The sequence below is a fragment of the Bacillus sp. PK6-026 genome (genome assembly GCF_054161455.1).
This window is the reverse complement of sequence record NZ_CP096418.1, coordinates 596,059-615,290: the sequence shown is the minus strand read 5'-3', so window position 1 is coordinate 615,290 and position 19,232 is coordinate 596,059. Positions and strand designations below refer to the sequence as shown.

19 protein-coding genes are annotated in these 19,232 nt (G+C 42.9%); 9 read left to right on the top strand and 10 right to left on the bottom strand.

Annotation, left to right across the window (positions count from 1 at the left end; all coding sequences use genetic code 11):
- Positions 1–7 precede the first annotated feature (7 nt).
- A complete protein-coding gene (locus tag M1D59_RS03115; RefSeq protein WP_458117778.1) occupies positions 8–1,234 on the bottom strand; it encodes a Bcr/CflA family efflux MFS transporter in 1,227 nt (408 codons plus the stop codon).
- Between the two features lie 194 nt (positions 1,235–1,428).
- Between M1D59_RS03115 and M1D59_RS03110 the strand changes: the two genes are divergently transcribed.
- Entirely contained in the window at positions 1,429–1,878 is a 450-nt protein-coding gene (locus M1D59_RS03110) for an NUDIX hydrolase (protein WP_020450313.1), read from the top strand.
- 23 nt (positions 1,879–1,901) lie between these two features.
- Here M1D59_RS03110 and M1D59_RS03105 read toward each other — a convergent pair whose 3' ends face one another.
- The 3 genes from M1D59_RS03105 to M1D59_RS03095 all read right to left on the bottom strand — a co-directional run bounded on the left by M1D59_RS03105 (position 1,902) and on the right by M1D59_RS03095 (position 5,383).
- Complete coding sequence (locus M1D59_RS03105; RefSeq protein WP_105979253.1) at positions 1,902–3,797, bottom strand: acyltransferase family protein; 1,896 nt, start codon at positions 3,795–3,797, stop codon at positions 1,902–1,904.
- 228 nt (positions 3,798–4,025) lie between these two features.
- Entirely contained in the window at positions 4,026–4,886 is an 861-nt protein-coding gene (locus M1D59_RS03100) for a DUF3298 and DUF4163 domain-containing protein (RefSeq protein ID WP_020450311.1), read from the bottom strand.
- Positions 4,886–5,383: an RNA polymerase sigma factor gene (locus M1D59_RS03095; RefSeq protein WP_020450310.1), complete on the bottom strand. Its 498-nt coding sequence runs from the start codon at positions 5,381–5,383 to the stop codon at positions 4,886–4,888. The genes M1D59_RS03100 and M1D59_RS03095 overlap by 1 nt, the downstream gene beginning before the upstream one ends.
- Positions 5,384–5,727: 344 nt before the next feature.
- Here M1D59_RS03095 and M1D59_RS03090 point away from each other — a divergent pair, with 344 nt between their 5' ends.
- Positions 5,728–5,991 carry a CD3324 family protein gene (locus M1D59_RS03090; RefSeq protein ID WP_020450308.1) on the top strand — a complete coding sequence of 88 codons (264 nt, stop codon included), beginning with the start codon at positions 5,728–5,730 and terminating at the stop codon, positions 5,989–5,991.
- A gap of 132 nt (positions 5,992–6,123) precedes the next feature.
- Positions 6,124–6,948, top strand: coding sequence for an alpha/beta fold hydrolase (locus M1D59_RS03085; protein ID WP_458117777.1), 825 nt, complete (start codon positions 6,124–6,126; stop codon positions 6,946–6,948).
- A 134-nt stretch (positions 6,949–7,082) separates the two neighbouring features.
- On the opposite strand, the gene M1D59_RS03080 is transcribed toward M1D59_RS03085, so the two are convergent.
- Both M1D59_RS03080 and M1D59_RS03075 read right to left on the bottom strand, forming a co-directional pair.
- Positions 7,083–7,442: a putative zinc-binding protein gene (locus tag M1D59_RS03080; RefSeq protein WP_020450306.1), complete on the bottom strand. Its 360-nt coding sequence runs from the start codon at positions 7,440–7,442 to the stop codon at positions 7,083–7,085.
- Between the two features lie 230 nt (positions 7,443–7,672).
- The gene (locus M1D59_RS03075) at positions 7,673–8,305 is read right to left on the bottom strand and encodes a DUF2306 domain-containing protein (protein ID WP_020450305.1); all 633 of its coding nucleotides are present in this window, start codon (positions 8,303–8,305) and stop codon (positions 7,673–7,675) included.
- A gap of 595 nt (positions 8,306–8,900) precedes the next feature.
- Between M1D59_RS03075 and M1D59_RS03070 the strand changes: the two genes are divergently transcribed.
- Positions 8,901–10,283 (top strand): amino acid permease, encoded by a 1,383-nt coding sequence (locus tag M1D59_RS03070; RefSeq protein WP_458117776.1) that lies wholly within the window; start codon positions 8,901–8,903, stop codon positions 10,281–10,283.
- A gap of 129 nt (positions 10,284–10,412) precedes the next feature.
- A complete protein-coding gene (locus M1D59_RS03065) occupies positions 10,413–11,249 on the top strand; it encodes a cyclase family protein (RefSeq protein ID WP_458117775.1) in 837 nt (278 codons plus the stop codon).
- A gap of 42 nt (positions 11,250–11,291) precedes the next feature.
- Here M1D59_RS03065 and M1D59_RS03060 read toward each other — a convergent pair whose 3' ends face one another.
- Entirely contained in the window at positions 11,292–12,518 is a 1,227-nt protein-coding gene (locus M1D59_RS03060) for an MFS transporter (protein WP_020450300.1), read from the bottom strand.
- A gap of 559 nt (positions 12,519–13,077) precedes the next feature.
- Between M1D59_RS03060 and M1D59_RS03055 the strand changes: the two genes are divergently transcribed.
- Together M1D59_RS03055 and M1D59_RS03050 are read left to right on the top strand one after the other, a co-directional pair.
- The gene (locus M1D59_RS03055) at positions 13,078–13,407 is read left to right on the top strand and encodes a winged helix-turn-helix transcriptional regulator (RefSeq protein ID WP_020450298.1); all 330 of its coding nucleotides are present in this window, start codon (positions 13,078–13,080) and stop codon (positions 13,405–13,407) included.
- 83 nt (positions 13,408–13,490) lie between these two features.
- On the top strand, positions 13,491–14,063 hold the full coding sequence (locus tag M1D59_RS03050; RefSeq protein WP_020450297.1) for an RBBP9/YdeN family alpha/beta hydrolase: 573 nt from the start codon (positions 13,491–13,493) through the stop codon (positions 14,061–14,063).
- A gap of 365 nt (positions 14,064–14,428) precedes the next feature.
- Here M1D59_RS03050 and M1D59_RS03045 read toward each other — a convergent pair whose 3' ends face one another.
- Positions 14,429–15,295 carry a LysR family transcriptional regulator gene (locus tag M1D59_RS03045; RefSeq protein WP_456282981.1) on the bottom strand — a complete coding sequence of 289 codons (867 nt, stop codon included), beginning with the start codon at positions 15,293–15,295 and terminating at the stop codon, positions 14,429–14,431.
- 110 nt (positions 15,296–15,405) lie between these two features.
- Here M1D59_RS03045 and M1D59_RS03040 point away from each other — a divergent pair, with 110 nt between their 5' ends.
- The gene (locus M1D59_RS03040) at positions 15,406–16,518 is read left to right on the top strand and encodes a Gfo/Idh/MocA family protein (RefSeq protein WP_448156742.1); all 1,113 of its coding nucleotides are present in this window, start codon (positions 15,406–15,408) and stop codon (positions 16,516–16,518) included.
- A gap of 121 nt (positions 16,519–16,639) precedes the next feature.
- On the opposite strand, the gene M1D59_RS03035 is transcribed toward M1D59_RS03040, so the two are convergent.
- Both M1D59_RS03035 and M1D59_RS03030 read right to left on the bottom strand, forming a co-directional pair.
- Positions 16,640–17,512 carry a YitT family protein gene (locus M1D59_RS03035; protein WP_025810048.1) on the bottom strand — a complete coding sequence of 291 codons (873 nt, stop codon included), beginning with the start codon at positions 17,510–17,512 and terminating at the stop codon, positions 16,640–16,642.
- 314 nt (positions 17,513–17,826) lie between these two features.
- Complete coding sequence (locus tag M1D59_RS03030) at positions 17,827–18,162, bottom strand: winged helix-turn-helix transcriptional regulator (protein ID WP_020450289.1); 336 nt, start codon at positions 18,160–18,162, stop codon at positions 17,827–17,829.
- Between the two features lie 105 nt (positions 18,163–18,267).
- On the opposite strand from M1D59_RS03030, the gene M1D59_RS03025 reads away from it, so the two are divergent.
- Positions 18,268–19,182 (top strand): arginase family protein, encoded by a 915-nt coding sequence (locus M1D59_RS03025; protein ID WP_035337120.1) that lies wholly within the window; start codon positions 18,268–18,270, stop codon positions 19,180–19,182.
- The last annotated feature ends 50 nt before the right edge of the window (positions 19,183–19,232 follow it).

Genomic DNA, 19,232 nt, shown 5'->3' with positions numbered 1-19,232 from the left:
GACGGAATCAAGTGATTCCGTCCTTATCTTTACCGCTCCCCCTGTCTTTCCGTGTTAAGGCAAAAAAGGTGAAAGATCCGATCACAGCTGTAATAAACATGATCGCACCCATTGGAACGGCCGTTGTTTCATTCATTCCAACGAGAGGCGAAACGATCGAACCGAGCAGAAGCGGAAGCATGCCGAGCATCGCGCTTGCACTGCCCGCACGGTGTCCCTGGTTTTCCATCGCCAGCGTAAATGTGCTTGTCAACGTCATTCCGATGGTTATCATGTAGATAAAGATGGAAATGACAATCGCTGCAAGCGGTCCTTTCAAAATCGTCATCGTCAGGAGAACGGATGTCGCGATGACAGCGGTAATAACCGCGATCCGCAAGAGCTTCCTCTCATGAATGATTCCCCCGAAACGCCCGATGATAAAGCTTCCCGAAATAATAGCGAGGCCGTTAATGCCGAACAGCACGCTGAACACTTGAGGAGAAACCCCATAGATGTCCTGATATACAAAAGGGGTTCCGGACACGTATGCAAAGCTGCCTCCGTGAATGAAACCGACAGTCAGCGCATAGCCGATGAAAGACCGGTCCTTCAACAAGCTCCCCATCGTTTTGAGAGACGAACCGATTGAGCTTGGAATCCGTTTTTCAGGCGGCAATGTTTCAGTCAATTTCATTGAGATAACGAGCACTAGAAACAATCCGATCAATGATAGAGTATAAAAAATCGTATGCCAAGTAGCGAACGGCAAAAGCAGGATGGCTCCCCCCGTCATTGGTGCGACCATTGGCGCAACCGCGGTGATCACCATTAAAAGCGAGAAAAATTTAGAAAGCTCTCTGCCTGTAAACACGTCCCGTACAATGGCGCGCGACAGCACAATTCCCGCCGAAGCGGTAAAACCCTGTAAAAAACGACCAATGACCAGCATAATAATATTCGGGGAAAGCGCGCAAAACAAAGAAGACAACGCAAATAAAAAGATGGATATTAATAAGGGCTTCCGTCTTCCTTGTGCATCACTGACCGGCCCAATAACGAGCTGACCAAACGTAAGCCCGATCAAACACGCTGTTAAGCTTAGCTGTACGAGCGAGGCTCCAGCTGATAAATCATCGGCAATTTCGGGAAAGCTTGGCAAATACATATCGATATTCAGCGGGCCCAGTATCGCAAGCATGCCGAGCAGAAAAGCCAATGCAAGGCGTTCCTTTCCTGTTGGATTATGGAGCATAGTATCAAACCTTTCTTTCCTAGTAAAATATATTGTTTCATCATGAAATAAACTGGAGGATCGCAAAACATTTGTATATTGTAACATATTTTTTTGGCTGTGAAAGAGGATTGCTCATGACCGGTTAAGATCGGAGATCGAATCGGTCAGATGATTTATAATTGAAGTGAAACACAGGAAGGAGTTATCTTAACTTGAATGCAGTAAACACTGTAGGTTGCTTTACAATTGTGGAAAATAGCAAAGGAAAAATACTTCTGGTTAAAAGAAAAGATTATCCTGTCTGGGACTTGCCAGGAGGCAGAATGGAAAAGCACGAGCAGCCGGAAACATGCGCCATGAGGGAAATGGAAGAAGAAACAGGCTACCGTATTTCTATTATGTGCAAAATAGGAGAGTACGATCAACCGCAATATCATGACATACAGTACATCTATTCAGGAAAATTACTAGGTGGGGAACCCATTAAACAAGGGCCGGAAACAGCAAAAATCGGATGGTTTCGCAAAGATAGATTACCTTTGTTAATGGTTCCCCATAGAAGAAAACAAATAAAAAATTTTACAAAACATCATAACAAACTAGTAAAAGAAACTTTAAAAACACCTTATTTGATTAGATTTATCACGAAATTCAAGAAATAACAGCCTCTTTTTATGTTTAAGCATTATTTCATCGCTTTGACGATAAGCGATGCCAAAGCTTCGGTCCCTTTCGGCATCAGGTGTACGCCGTCAGCGGTGAAATATTCGGGATGTTTCAGGGCTTCAGTATGCCAATCGACCAATGTCACGTTTTGACGGCTGTCCGCTTGCTTCCGAAGCGATTCATTCACCTTGCTCTCCCACTGACGGGGGACGCGCGTGTTCACGAGATAGACATCAGCGTTTGAGAACGCATCAAGCAAAGCGTCCATCTGACTGTCCGTAAAATAGCCGTTTGTTCCCAGTTCAATCACGACGGCTTTGTCCGAATGATTAAAGGAAGCGTAGGTTGATGTCAATTGAAGCGCTTCCCTCACTTGCCTTCCAACCTGACCGTCGATTGTGATTCCCGGAATTTTCTTACGCAGGCTGGAAGCAATGTCAAGCATGACCGAATCCCCGACAGCCAATACCTCTTTCTCGATATGATCAGGCTCTTTTTCCGCAGACTGCTCATCTTTTGTATTTGACGATTCATCCCCGCCGGCTTTCTGCCGGCTTTTAGTTTCATCATCTTTCCCGCTTTCAGCTTGTACTTTCTTATCATCCTTCCGTTCTTCACTTTTGTCAGCCGGCTGATCCGCTGAGGCGCTTGTTTCCTCATAAGATTTGGAATAGGCCTGTTGCGGCTGTTTCTTTTCGTCGGCCAATCCCGACAGGCCTCCTGCAAAAATGAGGAGTGCGGCAAACATCAGTCCGATTGATATTTTGCTGGGAACGGAAGCGGTTTTCCATTCCGTGATCTTATCCAGAAAAACCCGGCTTACAAACGGTTTAAAACCGTCTTGTCGGATTGGCTTCTCGATAAAGCGATACGAAAGTTCCGCCAGAATAAACGTAACAGCGACCTTAATCGCAACATGCCAGAACACCGGATTTCCAATCTCTTGAACAGGTGTGCTCAGCACGATGACGGGATAGTGCCAAAGATAAATGCCGTACGACCTTTTCCCGATCCAGCGCAGCGGCTTCACGGAAAGGACAAAGCCCAAGAAGCTGCTCGGATGACTGACGCATGCAATCAAAATCGCTGCGATTATGCTGATCAGAAGCATTCCGCCATGATAAAGAAACGGGCTGAATTCATCGACAAAATAAATGCTCATCATAAGCAGCGCGAAAGCGGCAAGCTCAGTTCCGTGCAACGCGTGCTTCAGGCTGCTTGGGAGCCTGTTCCCAGATAGTCTTTTCATCGGCCACACAAGGGCTAATGCGCATCCGATCAACAGCTCGAAGGCGCGCGTATCAGTCCCGTAATATACGCGGCTCGGATCGCCGCCAGGGACGTACAAGATGCTCATCCATACGGCTGAACAAAGCGCACACAGCACAACCGCCGCAGCCAGCCTCTCCCGCTTTTTAAATATGTAGATGCCCAACAGCAAAATGATCGGCCAGATGAAATAAAACTGTTCTTCAATCGCCAGTGACCACAAGTTTTTTAAAGGAGACGGCGATCCGAAACTATCAAAATATGAGAGGTCGTGAAAGATAAACCACCAATTGCTGACATATAAAAGAGAGGAGATCGCATCTCCCCGCACGGTATGCATCAGCTCCCTGTTAAACAAAGCGACCCATATGACGGTTGCGAAAATCATGAGCGTCGCCGCTGGAAGCAGCCGCCGTATCCGGCGCACCCAAAAATCTCTGAATGTGAGGGAAATGTCATTTCCATACGCCGGCAGGATAATCGATGTAATCAAATATCCTGATAAAACAAAAAAGATATCAACGCCAATAAAGCCTCCGTCGGCCCAGCTCATGTTGAGGTGGTAAGCGATAACCGCCAAAACGGCAAAAGCCCGAAGCCCGTCTAACCCCGGTATGTAACGGTGTTGTTGTGTCTGATCTCGCATGGTATTCCTCCAATGATATGTACGTACGGTTCTTCTTTATGTTTCGCGCCTTTTACGGCTCCGATATTATAGACGAAGTCAGGACCGTTTTTTGTTTCAAAAAATCGTCATTTTTATCTACCCTGAATGATGCCGTCTCTCTAGTATAAAAGTTTCAAGCTGAATATGGTGTTACAAAGTTGTAAAAAGTAAAAAATCCATGATTTCAGCGAATCATGGATTTTTTGACTAGCGGATGTAGCGGTCGCCGATCAGCAGGCTCGAAATCGCCTTAGTCGGAATTTCAAACTCTACCGCGCCCATATATCCGGGTGCGACTTCATAATCGTCAAATGAAATCACCAGTTTATGATTCTCTGTAATATAAAAATTTTGGTCGGCCTTGATTCGTTTGAATGGCTCGACTTCCTCGTCATTGATCCAATATATTTTATCAGGATCATCTTTCATTTGCTGTTTCATTTGTTCTTTAATGTTTTCGCTGATGGCCGTAATATACCGGTCGTCTTTAAACAAACTCTTCAAGGTAAGCAGAATTTCATTCTTTTTGTCAATGGTGATATAGCGCCGTTCGGTATAGCTGGACGCTTCCGTTCTTTCGACGCTTCGCCGAATCGAAATCAAATCCTTCGTATCCGTGACTGTCTCATAATCGCTGTAGATGCTGAGATGCCCTTTTTTATTCCGGGACGTCTCCTTCATGAATTCCCGGTAAAGCTGACGGCTTTCCTTTACATATTTCTCGTTAATGCCATTTTCAAGCTCCCGGTTATTCAAGCCGGACAGAGCCGGTGTTTTCACGTCAATACTCGATTCTCCATCTTTCTGTTTGATCTCGGTGAATGTGATGGCCTTAACGACCTTGCCGATGACGGGTAAACGCGACATGGCCTGGGCTGCTCCGGGATTGATATTCACGACGGCAGCCAATAGTACAGCCGCCGCGACAAGCGTTGATGCAGGCCATACCACCAGCCTTCTCTTCTTCTTCGGTTTATGCTGAAGCGCAGTTTCGACAACCTGATCCAGTTCCTTCGGAATGGGGACGTTTTGATATGCTTTTCTCAGCTGTTCCAATTTCTTTTCCATTAAGAAAGATCCTCCTTCGTCAATTGGATGCGCATAAGCTTCAATCCTCTGTAAAGGCGCGTTTTGACCGTATTCAAATTTTCGCCTGTGATTTCCGCAATCTCTTCCAGTTTGAGATCCTCAAAAAATCGCAGAACAATAATGGTGTGGTAGGGATGCGGCAACTCGTCAAGCGCCTCATGAAGGTCTGTATCCCGGTAGATATCTTCCTTGCCCTTGCTTAAAAATTCGATCGTTTGATCATCCATAACCTTTAGTTTTTTCCGTTTGCGCAAAAAATCGATTGCCGTCCGCACCAAAATTTTGTAAAACCAGCTTTTGATCGTATCCGGATTGCGAACAGAATCGACGGAATCGAGCGCTTTTTTGATTGATTCCTGGACAATATCTAAGGCGTCTTCTTGATTTTTCACATAGCTGTACGCCAGCCGGTAAAAGTCTTCTTTCCGGTCTGTTATGCAAGCGACAAGAGACGCTCTGGCTGCTTGTTTCTTCATTGCAATAAAGAACTCCTTTTTTGAATATACGTATATACGGCTGTTACATTAGGATAGACGCGGGAGCGTGAAAAATAGTTTGCGGACTGGTCATTCTTTTTAAAAATATTTTATCATCAAGTGCCGCCAATCTCGATTTCATTTATAATGAATAGCAAATTCGAAGGAGGTGATCACATGGCAAGCATCAGAATGCCGGATCATGCAGCGTCTCATGCAAAGCCTGTTATCGGAAAAGGCGATACTTTGCATGGGGTGGACAAATAAAATCGCCTGAAGTAAGCTTTTCTGGTAATTGGCTTTGCCCCTTATTTTACAATCAAAGGAATAAGGAGCTGGCAAACATGGCATACGTAAAGGCTGCCGCTGTTCTACCTGAAAAGCTGCTATCGGAAATTCAAAAGTATGTTCAAGGGGAAACGATCTACATTCCCAAGACTGAATCCGCCCACAAAAAATGGGGTGCACGTTCAGGAGCAAGAAAGCTGATCGATGATCGCAACACCGCGATAAAAAGGGCCTTTAAAAATGGCGAAACGATTGAGCACTTAGCAGCGGAACATCATCTTTCCATCGAAACGATTAAAAAAATCGTTTACACAAAATAAACTGGAGCACGGATCCTTGTGATCGGTGCTTTTTAATATGGCGAGTTTGTTTATTAGCTGATTTCTGCATTTTCTATGCTTTCTCCGTCATGTAATGTAAAAGTGATCATGCAACGAGAGGAGAATATTGTCATGAAACACGGTGTATTGGAAGTACCCGGAGCAAAGCTCTACTACGAAGTGCGCGGCTCTGGGCCTATCTTGCTTATGATTCACGGGGGCAACGGCGATGCAGAATCATACCCGATTACAGACCGCCTATCCGACCGTTACACGGTTATCATATACGACCGCCGCGGGCATTCCCGCAGCAGGCTGGAAGATCCGAATGAAAATTACCAGGTTTCCGCACACAGCGATGATGCGAGCCGGCTGCTGGCCGCTCTGACGGATGAACCGGCCCATGTATTCGGCTGCAGCTCCGGCGCGGTCATCGGCCTTGATCTTGCCATCCGCCATCCTGCACAAATCCGCATGTTGGTCGCACACGAGCCTCCGATTCCGCAATTGTTGGCCGGCAGTGACCGCACCAAAGGGTTCGAGAGCTTGGAGAACCTTGAAAAACAATACAAACGAAGCGGATTACAGGCTTTAGAAGCATTCGCGAAAGCGATGGGCATTACGTCCACAGCTCAGCCGGACCGTCCAAAAACCCGGACGGAGCAGCTCATGGCCAACATTGACTATTTTATCCTGTCCGAGGTGCCGGGTTTAAGAGAATATTCACCCGACATCGGCAGGCTTAAAGCTTCACCGGTTACAGTCGTTCCTGCCGGCGGCATTGATTCGCAAGGCTGTCTCCCGTACAGGTATGCAAAAGCATTGGCTGATCATTTGAAAACGAAAGTAGTCGATTTTCCAGGCAATCATGTGGGATGCGTTTTATACCCGGAGGAATTTGCCGAAAAGCTGGACATGGTTTTTAGAAGATGTAACAACAAAAATACCAAGGGATGAAACCCTCGGTATTTTAAATCAATCCGCCGTTCGCAGAAAGCGTATGGCCTGTAATCGACATTCGATTTTTCAATTCAAATGCATCCGTTCACTGATGCTCTAAACAGCACCCTAAATAAACATTCCCAAAAGGCTTAGCATTTTAAGAGCTGCAAAATTTGTTCATACGCATTCATATAAAGGACAGGGTCGGGATCTGCTCCTTTTTTCTTCGGCACGTTAAAATCCGATAATACAAAATGATGCTTCGGCTGAACATCATGCTTAGCTAAACAGCTCTTGACACAGCATAAAGGACAGCCGTCAATCGCAATGATATCCCGCCCGGATTTTGCTGTTTTGACAAGCGGTTTCACATCGCCGCCGACTCCGGCAATGCACGACATTTCGGCCGTTTTCTCCCGATCCATTTTAATGGCAATCATATTGGCCGTTTGCGCGGCCGAGGAACATCCGGAGCACGAATACACTAGAGGCAGATCAGTTCTTTTCATCGGTTGACACATCCCCTGTTTTTCTTTATTTTCGCCGGCAAAAAACTATCATTTACTTTACAGGAGGTGCGTGATGAAAACTGTGAGCCAGATCACTTTTTCTATTACTCTATGAGCTGAATCAAACAGCCCAAGCAAAAGCAAAACTGCTTCACACTCCTTTCCCGTATTCAAATGAGAATACTCGCCTCCTTGAGCTATATGGAATCCACAGGAAAAAGAGCAGGGGCTTAAAAGCCCCTGTGATTTGTATAAAAAATTTGCGCCGGCTTTTTAAAGGCGAACCGAATGATCCATTCGGCCAACGCGATGCAAAGCACAATCGCTCCGAAAACGCCTATCGTGTAGCTGATGTCATATATCAGGCCGAGTCCTTTATGGCACACGAAAGTGATCAAGTGAATGAACATATTGGTAAAACAGAATAGATAGCTGCGAATCATCCAATTCCGGTGCTTGATAAACTGATTTCGCCGAGCTTTGATGACGGAAATAACCGTGGCGGCAGGCCAATACATATTCACCATGTTAAAGGCTATGCTGACGGCCTTCCCTCCGGTAGAATGCGGTGCCATATAGCCTGACGACAGCGTCACAATCAGCACGCAAACGACGTAGAGCCAGCCGTTAAAACGGTGAATCTTGCGGCTTTTGGTCAACAAGGCGCTGGAGAAGTTGACAGCGCCCGAAGCCATCGCCAAACAAGCGGCAACAACGTGAACATACATCACCTTCAGCCAGACCGGGAGATGAAAGGAGTCCCTCAGGTGAGATTTATGGCTGAGAAAAGATGTTGATTGCGGATCAAGAATTAAATTTTCAAACAAGGTATACAGAACATACACCGCGATTACGATCAGCATTGCCGAAAAAAACCGATTGACTGCGTTGAGATTTCCTTTTGTTCAGCTTTCGTTCCTCCTAATACATCATGCTCTCTGAAATACCTATATTGTATCACGAAAGCGGACGTGCGCAGCAGCTTGGCATATCAAGCCCTCAATGACAAAACCTTCCCCATTAAAAACAGGCCAAGTACGATTTGTTGCTTGGCTCGGGCCTCCCGTTTTTCTGGAAAGCCGTCATCTTTTGCGGCATACTTTTGAATGATGTCTCTGCTGAAATCGCGAGTCGATGACAATGGCTTCAACAATTTCAAGGATTTGCCTCAGCACGCTGTCCAAACAGACGGATATGTATTTTGCAGCAGGTATGACAATACTTACGGACGATTCGATTCATTCCCGCTTCTTATTCCGAACCAAATATGATTAATGAACAACGACCATTCTATAAAGATCTGGTTACAAAAAGAAGGATCAGTCTACTTCCACGCAAACCACCTCTTTACAAACGCATCAGGCGAATCTTATCTGTTACTTCAAATTTTAATGTTATTATAGATTTTAAAACATGCGGGGATCGGGCCTAAAAAATAAAAATAGAGGCATACATAAAGTGACAGAAGATGTAACTGACAACGATATACACGAACAAAAATTATCGAGAGGCCTGAAAAACAGGCATATTCAGCTCATCGCCATCGGCGGAGCGATCGGAACGGGGCTGTTTCTTGGTTCGGGGAAATCAATCCATTTTGCAGGACCGTCGATTTTATTTGCTTATCTGATTACGGGAATCATTTGTTTTTTCATTATGCGTTCTCTTGGAGAACTGCTTTTATCCAATTTGGAATACCATTCGTTTGTCGACTTTGTCAGGGACTACTTAGGCGACATGGCGGCATTAATAACGGGTTGGACATACTGGTTTTGCTGGATTTCGCTCGCGATGGCCGATTTAACCGCGGTCGGGCTTTATACCCAATACTGGCTGCCTGATGTACCGCAATGGCTGCCCGGATTGATCGCCCTGCTCATTTTGCTGATCATGAACCTGGCGACCGTCAAGCTTTTTGGAGAATTGGAGTTCTGGTTCGCATTAATCAAAGTCATTGCGATATTGGCGCTGATCGTGATCGGCCTTTTCATGATCTTCAAAGGATTTCCCACCCATTCGGGCGCTGCCGCCTTTCACAACCTTTGGAACCACGGCGGCATGTTTCCAAATGGACTGCACGGTTTTCTCCTTTCATTCCAGATGGTTGTCTTTGCGTTTGTTGGCATCGAACTTGTGGGACTGACAGCGGGGGAAACGAAAGATCCGGAAAAGGTCATTCCTAAAGCGATCAACAATATCCCCGTCCGTGTTTTGCTGTTTTATATCGGTGCTCTCCTTGTGATCATGAGCATCTATCCGTGGAATGTCATCAACCCAAATGAGAGTCCGTTCGTCCAAGTCTTTGCAGCGGTCGGCATCATTGCGGCTGCAAGCATCATCAATTTTGTGGTGCTGACATCGGCGGCTTCGGCAAGTAACAGCGCAGTCTTCAGCACGAGCCGGATGATATACTCGCTTGCGAAAGAACATAATGCGCCCGGCGCTATGACCAAACTGACCTCCCGCAAAGTGCCGAGCAATGCGTTGTTTTTCTCAGCGGTCGTAATTCTGATTGGCATCATGCTGAACTATATCATGCCTGAACAAGTGTTTACGCTGATTACAAGCATCTCGACGATATGCTTCATCTTTATTTGGGGAATCACCGTCATTTGCCATTTGAAATACCGCAAAACAAGACCGGATTTAGCGAAAATAAACAAATTCAAGATGCCGCTTTACCCGTTTTCAAATTATGTGGTTCTCGGTTTTCTTACGTTTATCCTCATCGTCCTTGCACTGGCGCAGGACACCCGCGTTGCCTTATTTGTCACGCCGGTTTGGTTTATCATGCTGATCGCGATTTACAAGCTGAGGAAACCTAAGTCACAGCAAGTGTAGAAAAATGCGAATCGCCTGCAAAATGTTCTGCAGGCTTTTTGTATGGCTCATCATGTAAAATAAAAAAGATAACAGCTTGATCGCCTACAATTTCAATGGTCAGCCGCTTAGACAGAAAGGGGAAAACAGATGAAAATCAATCAAATTGTAGATTTGTCGGTATCGTTAAGAGGTGATATACCGTCTGATCCGCCGGGGTTTGTCCCTGAAATCGAATATGCGGATCATAAGCAAGGAGCTAAACAGATGGTCCAGAGCTTTCCCGGCCTTTCCTCGCAAGATCTTCCCGGGGGAGAAGGCTGGTCGCTGGAAAAAGTGAAGATGTCCACGCATGCCGGAACGCATATCGACGCTCCATATCATTACCGTTCTGTTACAGACGACGGCAAGCGGATGATGACGATTGATGAAGTGCCGCTTGACTGGTTTCATGGCCCTGGGGTTAAGCTTGATTTCAGACATTTGAAAGACGGGCATATCATTACCCCTGAAGAAATCGAACAGGAGCTTCACCGCATCAATCATAAACTCGCGCCCGGCGACATTGTTCTTGTGAATACGTCGGCTGGCGCCAAATACGGACAAAACGATTACCTGCACAGCGGCTGCGGGATGGGGCGTGAAGCAACTCTATTTTTAACGGAACGCGGCGTGCGCCTTGTCGGAACTGACGCCTGGAGCTGGGACGCTCCATTCAGCATGACCGCCAAGCGCTTTGAGCAGGAAAAAGACCCATCCATTATTTGGGAAGGTCATTATTCAGGCAGCACCATTCCTTACTGCCAAATTGAAAAGCTCGCCAACCTTGATCAATTGCCTTCCACTGGATTTTACGTCATGGCTTTTCCGGTAAAAGTTGAAAAAGCGTCTGCCGGCTGGGCGCGCCCGGTTGCGATTCTTAGCGGTGAAAGAAGCCTTGAGATCATCACGGGAGGCTCCTATGGCATAAAAAAGCATCGTATTTAAACAGCAATGCTTTTTTATGCCTCCTCTACGGGGGAAGCTACTCTATAAAGATACCCGCTTTTCTTTATCTTTGTTATAAGTTCTGTTAAATAAATAAGTTGTTGTTAAAAGAGCAGCAATTACAATGATGAATAAAACGAAGTATCCGTAAACAGTTTGACCCGCCGGCACTACTGTAATCGTTAAGATGCCTATTAAAGCAACTTGTCCCAACAGCTTTACCGCATTAAACAACGAATTGACACGTCCCATATATGCATTATCGACATGATGGAACATATAACTTTTCCTAAATACTCTGATCGCAGCATTTGAATGCCCCCAAAAGAGGCTTGCAACTATAAATGTCACAGCATTCGGAACGAGGAAGATCACAATGGTTGCTAGAGCAAATACTGTCATAAACAATATAACACCTTGCATATCGGGCCATTTCTTTGATATTTGATATGTGACAAAACCGGCGCCCATAGCTCCAATGGCGTAAACAATATTGGCAATGCCGATAACTGACGGACCTTCGTTTAAATAGTCGTAAATGAAAACCGGATCCAAGTAGTTTGCGACAATAATCACGATGCTTGGTATAAAAGAAGTCAATAAAAGAGCAAACAAAACTTTTCGATGAGATAAATATTGGAGTGAGGAGCTAAAGTTTTGCCAGTAAGATTCATTTTTCATTGTATTGGAATGCTCTTCTGCTTCAGCATTTCGTTGATAGGGAAGTTTGTAGATGAGGATGGAAGCTGCTATAAATGTAGCGATGTTTATGACCAAAATGACTGTCGCATCCATCTTGCCGATCATCATGGCAGCCAGCCCCGAACTAATCATCAGCGCCGCCTGCCCCTGAACTTCAAGACTGCTGTTCACCTTACTATAGTCCTCTTTTTTGAACATTTCCTGAGTTAAAGCGGCTAAAGCAGGATACTTTATCGAATCGTAAGCCGTATGATAAAAAATCAGTATCACAACAAGAGTGATGTCCAACACGGCGGAAATATTGAATAGAACAGAAAAAACGCCTAAGACCACTATTCCTATTATTTCTAAATAGAGAAATATCGCTTTTCGAGAATATCGATCCACCAAACTCCCTAAATAAGGTGAAGCAAAAAACACTAAAATCATCGTTGTCATCGTCAATAACCCATATAAAACGGATTGTTTCAATTGATCAATCAGCAGCCAGACAATTAAATAGGAAGTGATACCGGTACCTATGGTGGAAATCAAATTAGCGGCTAGCAATAGTTTCAACTTTCGCAATTATAAATCACCCATTTTTGATTTCCAAATACACAGAAGAAAATAGACAAAAAAATAGATTTGTGGGTTCAAAATGGAAAAGGCTGTTTTCTTTCATTTCATCACGCTCCATATTTAAAACTCGTTATTTATAAAAGTGACATCCTCCTGCTTTTATATTGGTTCTCCATTCAGTCACAACACTTGCGTAAACAAACAATGAAATGAATACAAGAAACACGCGGCTCCAGCCATCACATTGAAGGTTCCCGATTTTTCATTGTTTGATTTCAACATCATGAAGAACAAACCGGAAAAGAAAAATCCGATAAACCAGCCGATTGGAATCTGGACAAAAGCTAAAATAAAACCAATAATCCCTATCGTTTGAAAAACTTGAGGTGCAAATTCGCGCAAAAGTATTCCCGCCCTTTTTCAGAAGAAATCCGCTCCCTTTTTTTGTATCATATCACATCTCCTCAACAAAATAAGGAAAACAAGTGAATCTTTTGCTATTCATGTTGAAGCCAGGCTCAATATTGATTTTTGTTATGATCTTAAAAAAGGAGGTTTGATTACCATGAATACCTTATGCCGCAGCAAACAAGCTCCATTTGAATACACCTTATCTCTTATAGGTGGTAAATGGAAAATGAGAATCCTCTATGAGCTGGCGTGTGAAAAAACGATGAGATACGGGGAGCTCAAACGGGCTATGCCGTTAATCACCCATAAAATGTTAAGTTCCCAGCTGAAGGAGTTGCAAACTGACGGTCTGATTCACCGGGTGGAGATTTCTCAAAATCCCCTCAGAGTGGAGTATTCGTTATCAGACAGAGGACTGTCTTTATACCCTCTCATAGATGAAATGTGCAGATGGGGACAAAGAGAAGATTTGCCTTATGAGTAAAAAATACTTACTAAAAAGTGCGTACTTGTTTCCCGACGGGAGGGATTTTATACTGAATAAAAATTATTTGTAAGGAGAACAGGATGACAAAACAAATTTATATCATTCATGGCTACAGAGCCTCCTCAACCAACCACTGGTTTCCTTGGCTGAAAAAACGTCTGCTTGCAGACGGAATACACGCAGAAATTTTAGACATGCCTAATCCTCACCAGCCAAGGCTTAAAGATTGGCTTGATACGCTCTCTTTAAATAAGCACACATTAAATAAACATACTTATCTGGTTGCACACAGCCTGGGGTGCGCCGCCGTTTTGAGGTTTTTGGAACAAACGCAATTGCGTCAACCACTTGGCGGAATCTTGCTCGTTTCCGGCTTTGCCAAGTCACTGCCCGATTTAAAGATGTTAGATGAATTTACCGAGGAATCGTTTGATTTTCAAAACATCATTGAGTCAGCTAAGCATCGTGCTGTCATTGCCTCTAGAGACGATCAAATTGTGCCATTTGCATGGAGCAAAGATCTGGCGCAACAAATTGACGCTAAGCTTTACGAAGTTCAACACGGGGGGCACTTTTTAGAAACTGACGGATTTACTTCTTTGCCGATTGTTTATGATGTTTTAAACTCCTATTTCTCAAAAGAAACTTGCTAAAAACAATAAAGGATATTCGGATTTTAGGGCGGCAAAGGGCTTAGAAGCCGCCCTTTTCCAATTTCTTAATAAGTGTGGAAAAAATCGATGCCAAAGTTCCCTGTTTTGAAGTGGTCTGTTACGTCATGCCAATTGAAAATGTGTATAATATAGCTTTGTTGAAGGCACTTGAATGAAAGCGCGGCTTATGTTTCTTGTGAAGGCTTAGCACTTAAAGCTTCAAAATGAGTCATCTCTAATTTAGATCAGGGATATTACCTAACCAAGTTCCAAAAGAAATGAATCCCGTTCATTGATATATCTTTCACGCATAAGGGTACACCTTTTTGTATTGGTTTTAAGAGAGCATAACTTTTTTATCAACCTTACATTCCTTCAATGATGTCGCTCAGGGAGTTATTTAATTCAATAAACTGTTTCTCTATAGGTGTAAATTTATGATTTAGTCTTGTAATGAAATACAAATCGACGTTTCGATAAGATGAGGGAACTTCTAAATAATTAAGGATATTGTAGCGATCTGCTATGCGCTTTGATACTAAGGAAATTCCCATACCCATCAATGCAAATTGCACTAAGGATTCTGGATCGCCCACTTCAATGATTTCCCCCTGTTGGATGTTCGAATCTTCAAAAATATTACATAATAATGTTAGATACAAGCACTTATCTGATAATACAAGTACGTTTTTTCCGTTTATATAATCATCAAATCTCGTATATTGATCTATACCTTGGCCTATGATCACCAATTCTTCATATCCCACTTTTTGATAACTTATCTTTTTATTGTTTAGCGATCCAATCGTATAAGCAACATCGATTTTTCCAAGAAGAACTTGATTTTCAATATATTCTGTTGAACCTGTTTTTAATGTTACCGATAAATCAGGATATGTATGATAAAGCTTATTTAAAGCACTTGAGAATTGAGTTCCACCGACAGATATCATCGTGCCAATACGGAGTTTTTCATCGTGTTTTTTCATGATGTTTTCGGTTTCTTCCCAAACGAACAAGATTTTCTTGTATTGATGATATAATTTTTCTCCCTCTTTCGTTAGTTTGACTCCTTTTGAATTTCTGATAAACAGTTGTTGATGATAATGAGTTTCGATTTTTTTTATTTTCGCAGTCATATTGGATTGAAGGTGATTCAATTTAATTGCAGCAGCAGATATGCTTTTTAATTCCGCCACTGAAACAAAAGCTTTCATGTTTTCAATATCCATTCATATTTCAACCCCCATCAAAAAAAGTGATATAACCATCATAACTTAACATTTAAAATGATCTCTAATTTTAATTATACTCGGTTTAAAGAGTTTTGGAGGGACAGCTAATGAAGAACAACGTGATAAAAGCAGGGATTATAGGCGGATCTTTGAATAATCAATGGGCTAGTCAAACACATATTCCGGTATTGAAGGAAAATCCTTTTTATGAAATAACGGCGATTGGAACATCAAAAATGGAAACCGCAAAAAAAAGCGCTATGATGCTTAAGGCTGCCTCTGCTTTTACAGATTATAAGGAATTAGCACAATCAAAAGATGTTGATTTGGTAGTCGTCAGTATAAAGGTTCCTTTCCATTATGAAGCTTCGCTTGCAGCCATAGAAGAAAATAAACATATATATTGTGAATGGCCTTTAGGCAAAGATACTGTGCAGGCTGAAAAACTGGCAAAATTGGCAGATGACGCAAACATTCATCATGCGATTGGATTACAGGGAAGGCAATCTCCAGAAGTCAATTATTTAAAGCGGGCAATCAAACAGGGGGAGATCGGCAAGGTCATCTCCTGCACGATGCAGGTAGCAACACAAGGAAAGGGAGGAATAACAGATGAAAAAAGCAGTTACCTTTTAAAAAGAGAAAATGGGGCGAACCTTCTTACAATCAACGGTGGTCACTCGCTTGATGTTCTTTGTTATATCCTGGGTGATTTTAAAGAATTATCAGCTGCAATGAACAGTCATTATACAGAAGCCGTTATACAAGAAACAGGGATGAAAATACCGAAAAACACAGCTGACCAAATTTTAATCCAGGGGACGCTCGTTAATGGCGCTTCAGCCTCTGTCCATATTCAGGGCGGAGTTTATCCAGCTTTTCAATTAGAGATTAGAGGGGAAAAAGGTGTTTTGCGTTTAACACAGCATAATTCCTCAGGACACGTACAATTTGGCAATCTCAAAGTCAAAAAGATTACACATCCTCATAATTTGTTAAATGCTGAAGATGTTTATTCTGAAGAAGTAAAAATTTCCCCAGTAAAGGATCATGGTGCAAGAGGCTATGTTGAAACTGCTTATACTATTTTAGCGGAAGATATATTTGAACATAAAAATCAAATCCCAAACTTTCATGACGCTGTCAAACTGCACCGGTTGTTAGACGCCATTCGGAAGTCGGCAAAGACCGGTAAAAAAGTACTCTTAAAAAATGAGTAGGAACCTTATAACTTTGCCCTGGCACATGCCTGTCCAGCATTAGCAAATTGTTCGGAAACCGACATGATATAAAAAAACATACCAACAAGCTTTGGTATGTTTTTTCTTAGGAAATCCCTAATTAATGAATATTAGGTTTTCTAAAATTACTGCCTTTGACTTCAGCTACGTCATATACAGTGACAAAAGCATTTTTATCAACTTCATTAATGATTTCCTTTAATTTGGTGTCTTCTAAGCGATTGATGACACATGTAATTTCTTTAAACTTTTCGTGGGAAAAACCACCGTAAGCTTCTTTATATGTAGCACTTCGGCCCAATTGATCGCGAATTGTCTCCACCATCAACTCAGGTTCTGTTGTAATAATTTGAAAGGTTTTAGAACCGCTTAATCCTTCCTCGACAACATGAATGACTTTGGACGCAATATAGTAGGCGATGACTGATAGCAATGCCCCTTGCAAGCCAAATACAGCGGAAACAAAAATAAACACAAAAAGGTTAAAGAATAGAATGAGATCGCTCGTTCCAAATGGCAATTTGCGCGATAACAGCACAGCAAGCATATCAATTCCGTCCAATGCTCCGCCATTACGCAGCGCCAGCCCCATTCCAAAACCAAGGATGATCCCTCCGACAACAGTGACTAACAAGGTGTCCCCTTCGATTATAGCCGGAGTGTGGTGCATAAAACTTGTACCTGCTGCAAGTGATGCGATTCCGATAATCGATAATAACGCAAAGCTTTTCCCGATTTGCTTATATCCCAGCCAGACAAACGGGATGTTTAAAGCTGCGATAAGTATACCAAGCGGCAAGTCAAATAGTTGTGAACCAACAATGCTGAGTCCTGTCACTCCGCCATCAGATACATTGTTAGGAATCAGCACTGTTTCCAATCCATAGGCCGCTATGATTCCTCCGATCATGACCATTATAACTTTGAAAATCATTTTCGCTTTAAATTTCTTATGTTTTTCGATTTTATTCATGCCATTCCTCATTTCAAATTTTACGTTATATTTAAATATACCATAACAGTTTTTCTAGGTTCAAAAGTTCAATCACGTTTTTTGAGCGGCTGCTGCAAATACCGATCATTACATTGGATTAAGGTAACCCTTTTAGACTTGGAACATTCATGTGCCAGTGGTTGGATCTATTTTGCAAGCACCCCGTTTCGCAACTGGTGAATAACAAATAAAGGCCCTAATGTTTATGGACATTCCCGGCCAGGCAAAAGGATTGTCGGCAATAGAACGAAGCATTTGATTCTTCTCCCTCCAAGATGAATGAATCCTTAACTTTATTGGTTTTTCACCCCCCATTCACATAACCCTTCTAAAACCGGCAATAGTGATTCCGCTTTACCAGTGAGACTGTACTCGACCTTTGGGGGAACTTGAGGGTACTCTTTCCGCTTCACCAGACCATCCGCTTCCAATTCTTTAAGTTGTGAACTCAATGTTTTATAAGTAATAGCCCCTATTTGTCTTTTCAGCTCATTAAAGCGAACCGGTTGATTTTCCGCGAGGAGGTAAATAATAACCATTTTCCATTTGCCGCCGATCACGGACAATGTGTAGCCAAAAGGTGTATCTTGAATATTTTTAACTTTGCCTTTATATTCAGCCATACTCATATTAACACTTCCCTTTCGGATAGTACCTATCAATAAAGTGCGTACTGTTTTTTTGTTTGCGTTCATTTTATACTAACCGTAATTTGAAGTAAAGGAGACGATAACATGGCTAAAAAAACGATACGTCTGTTGATGCCGCAATGGCAAGGGGGAAACAATCCCAACTACTCTTTTGGAGCGGAACTGCTTGCTTGGCTGGCTCCTGAAAATGATCAGCCCCTTATTCATGTTCCGGTTCAAACTTATGATGGAACTCCGCTTGAAAACGAAAACGGAATAAACGGGAGAAAACAACTGCTGGAACAATTGGAGGCTGCTCAGCATATCATTCATGCCCATAAGCCGGATCGCATTGTCATGTTTGGCGGTGACTGTTTAGTCGAACAAGCACCATTTGCTTATTTAAACGAAAGATACGGCGGGGACTTAGGTTTAATTTGGATTGATGCTCACAGCGATTTAGTTAGATATGCCGGATATGATAACGGTCATACATTACCGCTCGGAAATCTTTTGGGAGAAGGAGATGAAGAGTTCGCAAAACATGTGAACATTCCCCTTAAACCTGAAAATGTCTTTATTGCTGGATTAGCAGCTCCCACAGAAGAAGAAACAAAAGTGATATCAAAAGAACTTCAAAGACAAGGTATAGCTTTCACAGAACCAGACACTGATGTGATTAAAAGACTTGGGATTAGAACAGCCGGAACTAAAAAGTTAATGACCAGTACCGAATCTATAAAAGAATGGATAAAAGAAAGCAACATCAAGTATCTGGCCATACACCTTGATTTAGACGTGCTTGATCCGAAGGCATTTCGTTCTTTATTATTCGCCAATCCTGAAGCACCTGTAACTTTTTCTCCTGAGGGAACAATGCAAATGCCGCACCTGCTTCATCTTCTGAAAGAACTCTCTTCCGAAACGGATGTAGTTGGATTAGGTATAACCGAACATTTGCCGTGGGACTCTATTCATTTGAAGAAATTGCTTAGTGAAATCCCTATTTTAAATCAATAATTTCATAAACGGGACAACAACAAATTAATGGAGTCGGTAACCCTCCATAA

What these genes read in the sequence shown, in the direction of transcription:
- M1D59_RS03115 (WP_458117778.1), bottom strand. Translation starts at nt 1,234, where the DNA reads ATGCTCCATAATCCAACAGGAAAGGAACGCCTTGCATTGGCTTTTCTG.
- M1D59_RS03105 (WP_105979253.1), bottom strand. Translation starts at nt 3,797, where the DNA reads ATGCGAGATCAGACACAACAACACCGTTACATACCGGGGTTAGACGGG.
- M1D59_RS03100 (WP_020450311.1), bottom strand. Translation starts at nt 4,886, where the DNA reads ATGGAAAAGAAATTGGAACAGCTGAGAAAAGCATATCAAAACGTCCCC.
- M1D59_RS03095 (WP_020450310.1), bottom strand. Translation starts at nt 5,383, where the DNA reads ATGAAGAAACAAGCAGCCAGAGCGTCTCTTGTCGCTTGCATAACAGAC.
- M1D59_RS03090 (WP_020450308.1), top strand. Translation starts at nt 5,728, where the DNA reads ATGGCATACGTAAAGGCTGCCGCTGTTCTACCTGAAAAGCTGCTATCG.
- M1D59_RS03085 (WP_458117777.1), top strand. Translation starts at nt 6,124, where the DNA reads ATGAAACACGGTGTATTGGAAGTACCCGGAGCAAAGCTCTACTACGAA.
- M1D59_RS03080 (WP_020450306.1), bottom strand. Translation starts at nt 7,442, where the DNA reads ATGAAAAGAACTGATCTGCCTCTAGTGTATTCGTGCTCCGGATGTTCC.
- M1D59_RS03075 (WP_020450305.1), bottom strand. Translation starts at nt 8,305, where the DNA reads ATGCTGATCGTAATCGCGGTGTATGTTCTGTATACCTTGTTTGAAAAT.
- M1D59_RS03065 (WP_458117775.1), top strand. Translation starts at nt 10,413, where the DNA reads ATGAAAATCAATCAAATTGTAGATTTGTCGGTATCGTTAAGAGGTGAT.
- M1D59_RS03055 (WP_020450298.1), top strand. Translation starts at nt 13,078, where the DNA reads ATGAATACCTTATGCCGCAGCAAACAAGCTCCATTTGAATACACCTTA.
- M1D59_RS03050 (WP_020450297.1), top strand. Translation starts at nt 13,491, where the DNA reads ATGACAAAACAAATTTATATCATTCATGGCTACAGAGCCTCCTCAACC.
- M1D59_RS03045 (WP_456282981.1), bottom strand. Translation starts at nt 15,295, where the DNA reads ATGGATATTGAAAACATGAAAGCTTTTGTTTCAGTGGCGGAATTAAAA.
- M1D59_RS03040 (WP_448156742.1), top strand. Translation starts at nt 15,406, where the DNA reads ATGAAGAACAACGTGATAAAAGCAGGGATTATAGGCGGATCTTTGAAT.
- M1D59_RS03035 (WP_025810048.1), bottom strand. Translation starts at nt 17,512, where the DNA reads ATGAATAAAATCGAAAAACATAAGAAATTTAAAGCGAAAATGATTTTC.
- M1D59_RS03030 (WP_020450289.1), bottom strand. Translation starts at nt 18,162, where the DNA reads ATGAGTATGGCTGAATATAAAGGCAAAGTTAAAAATATTCAAGATACA.
- M1D59_RS03025 (WP_035337120.1), top strand. Translation starts at nt 18,268, where the DNA reads ATGGCTAAAAAAACGATACGTCTGTTGATGCCGCAATGGCAAGGGGGA.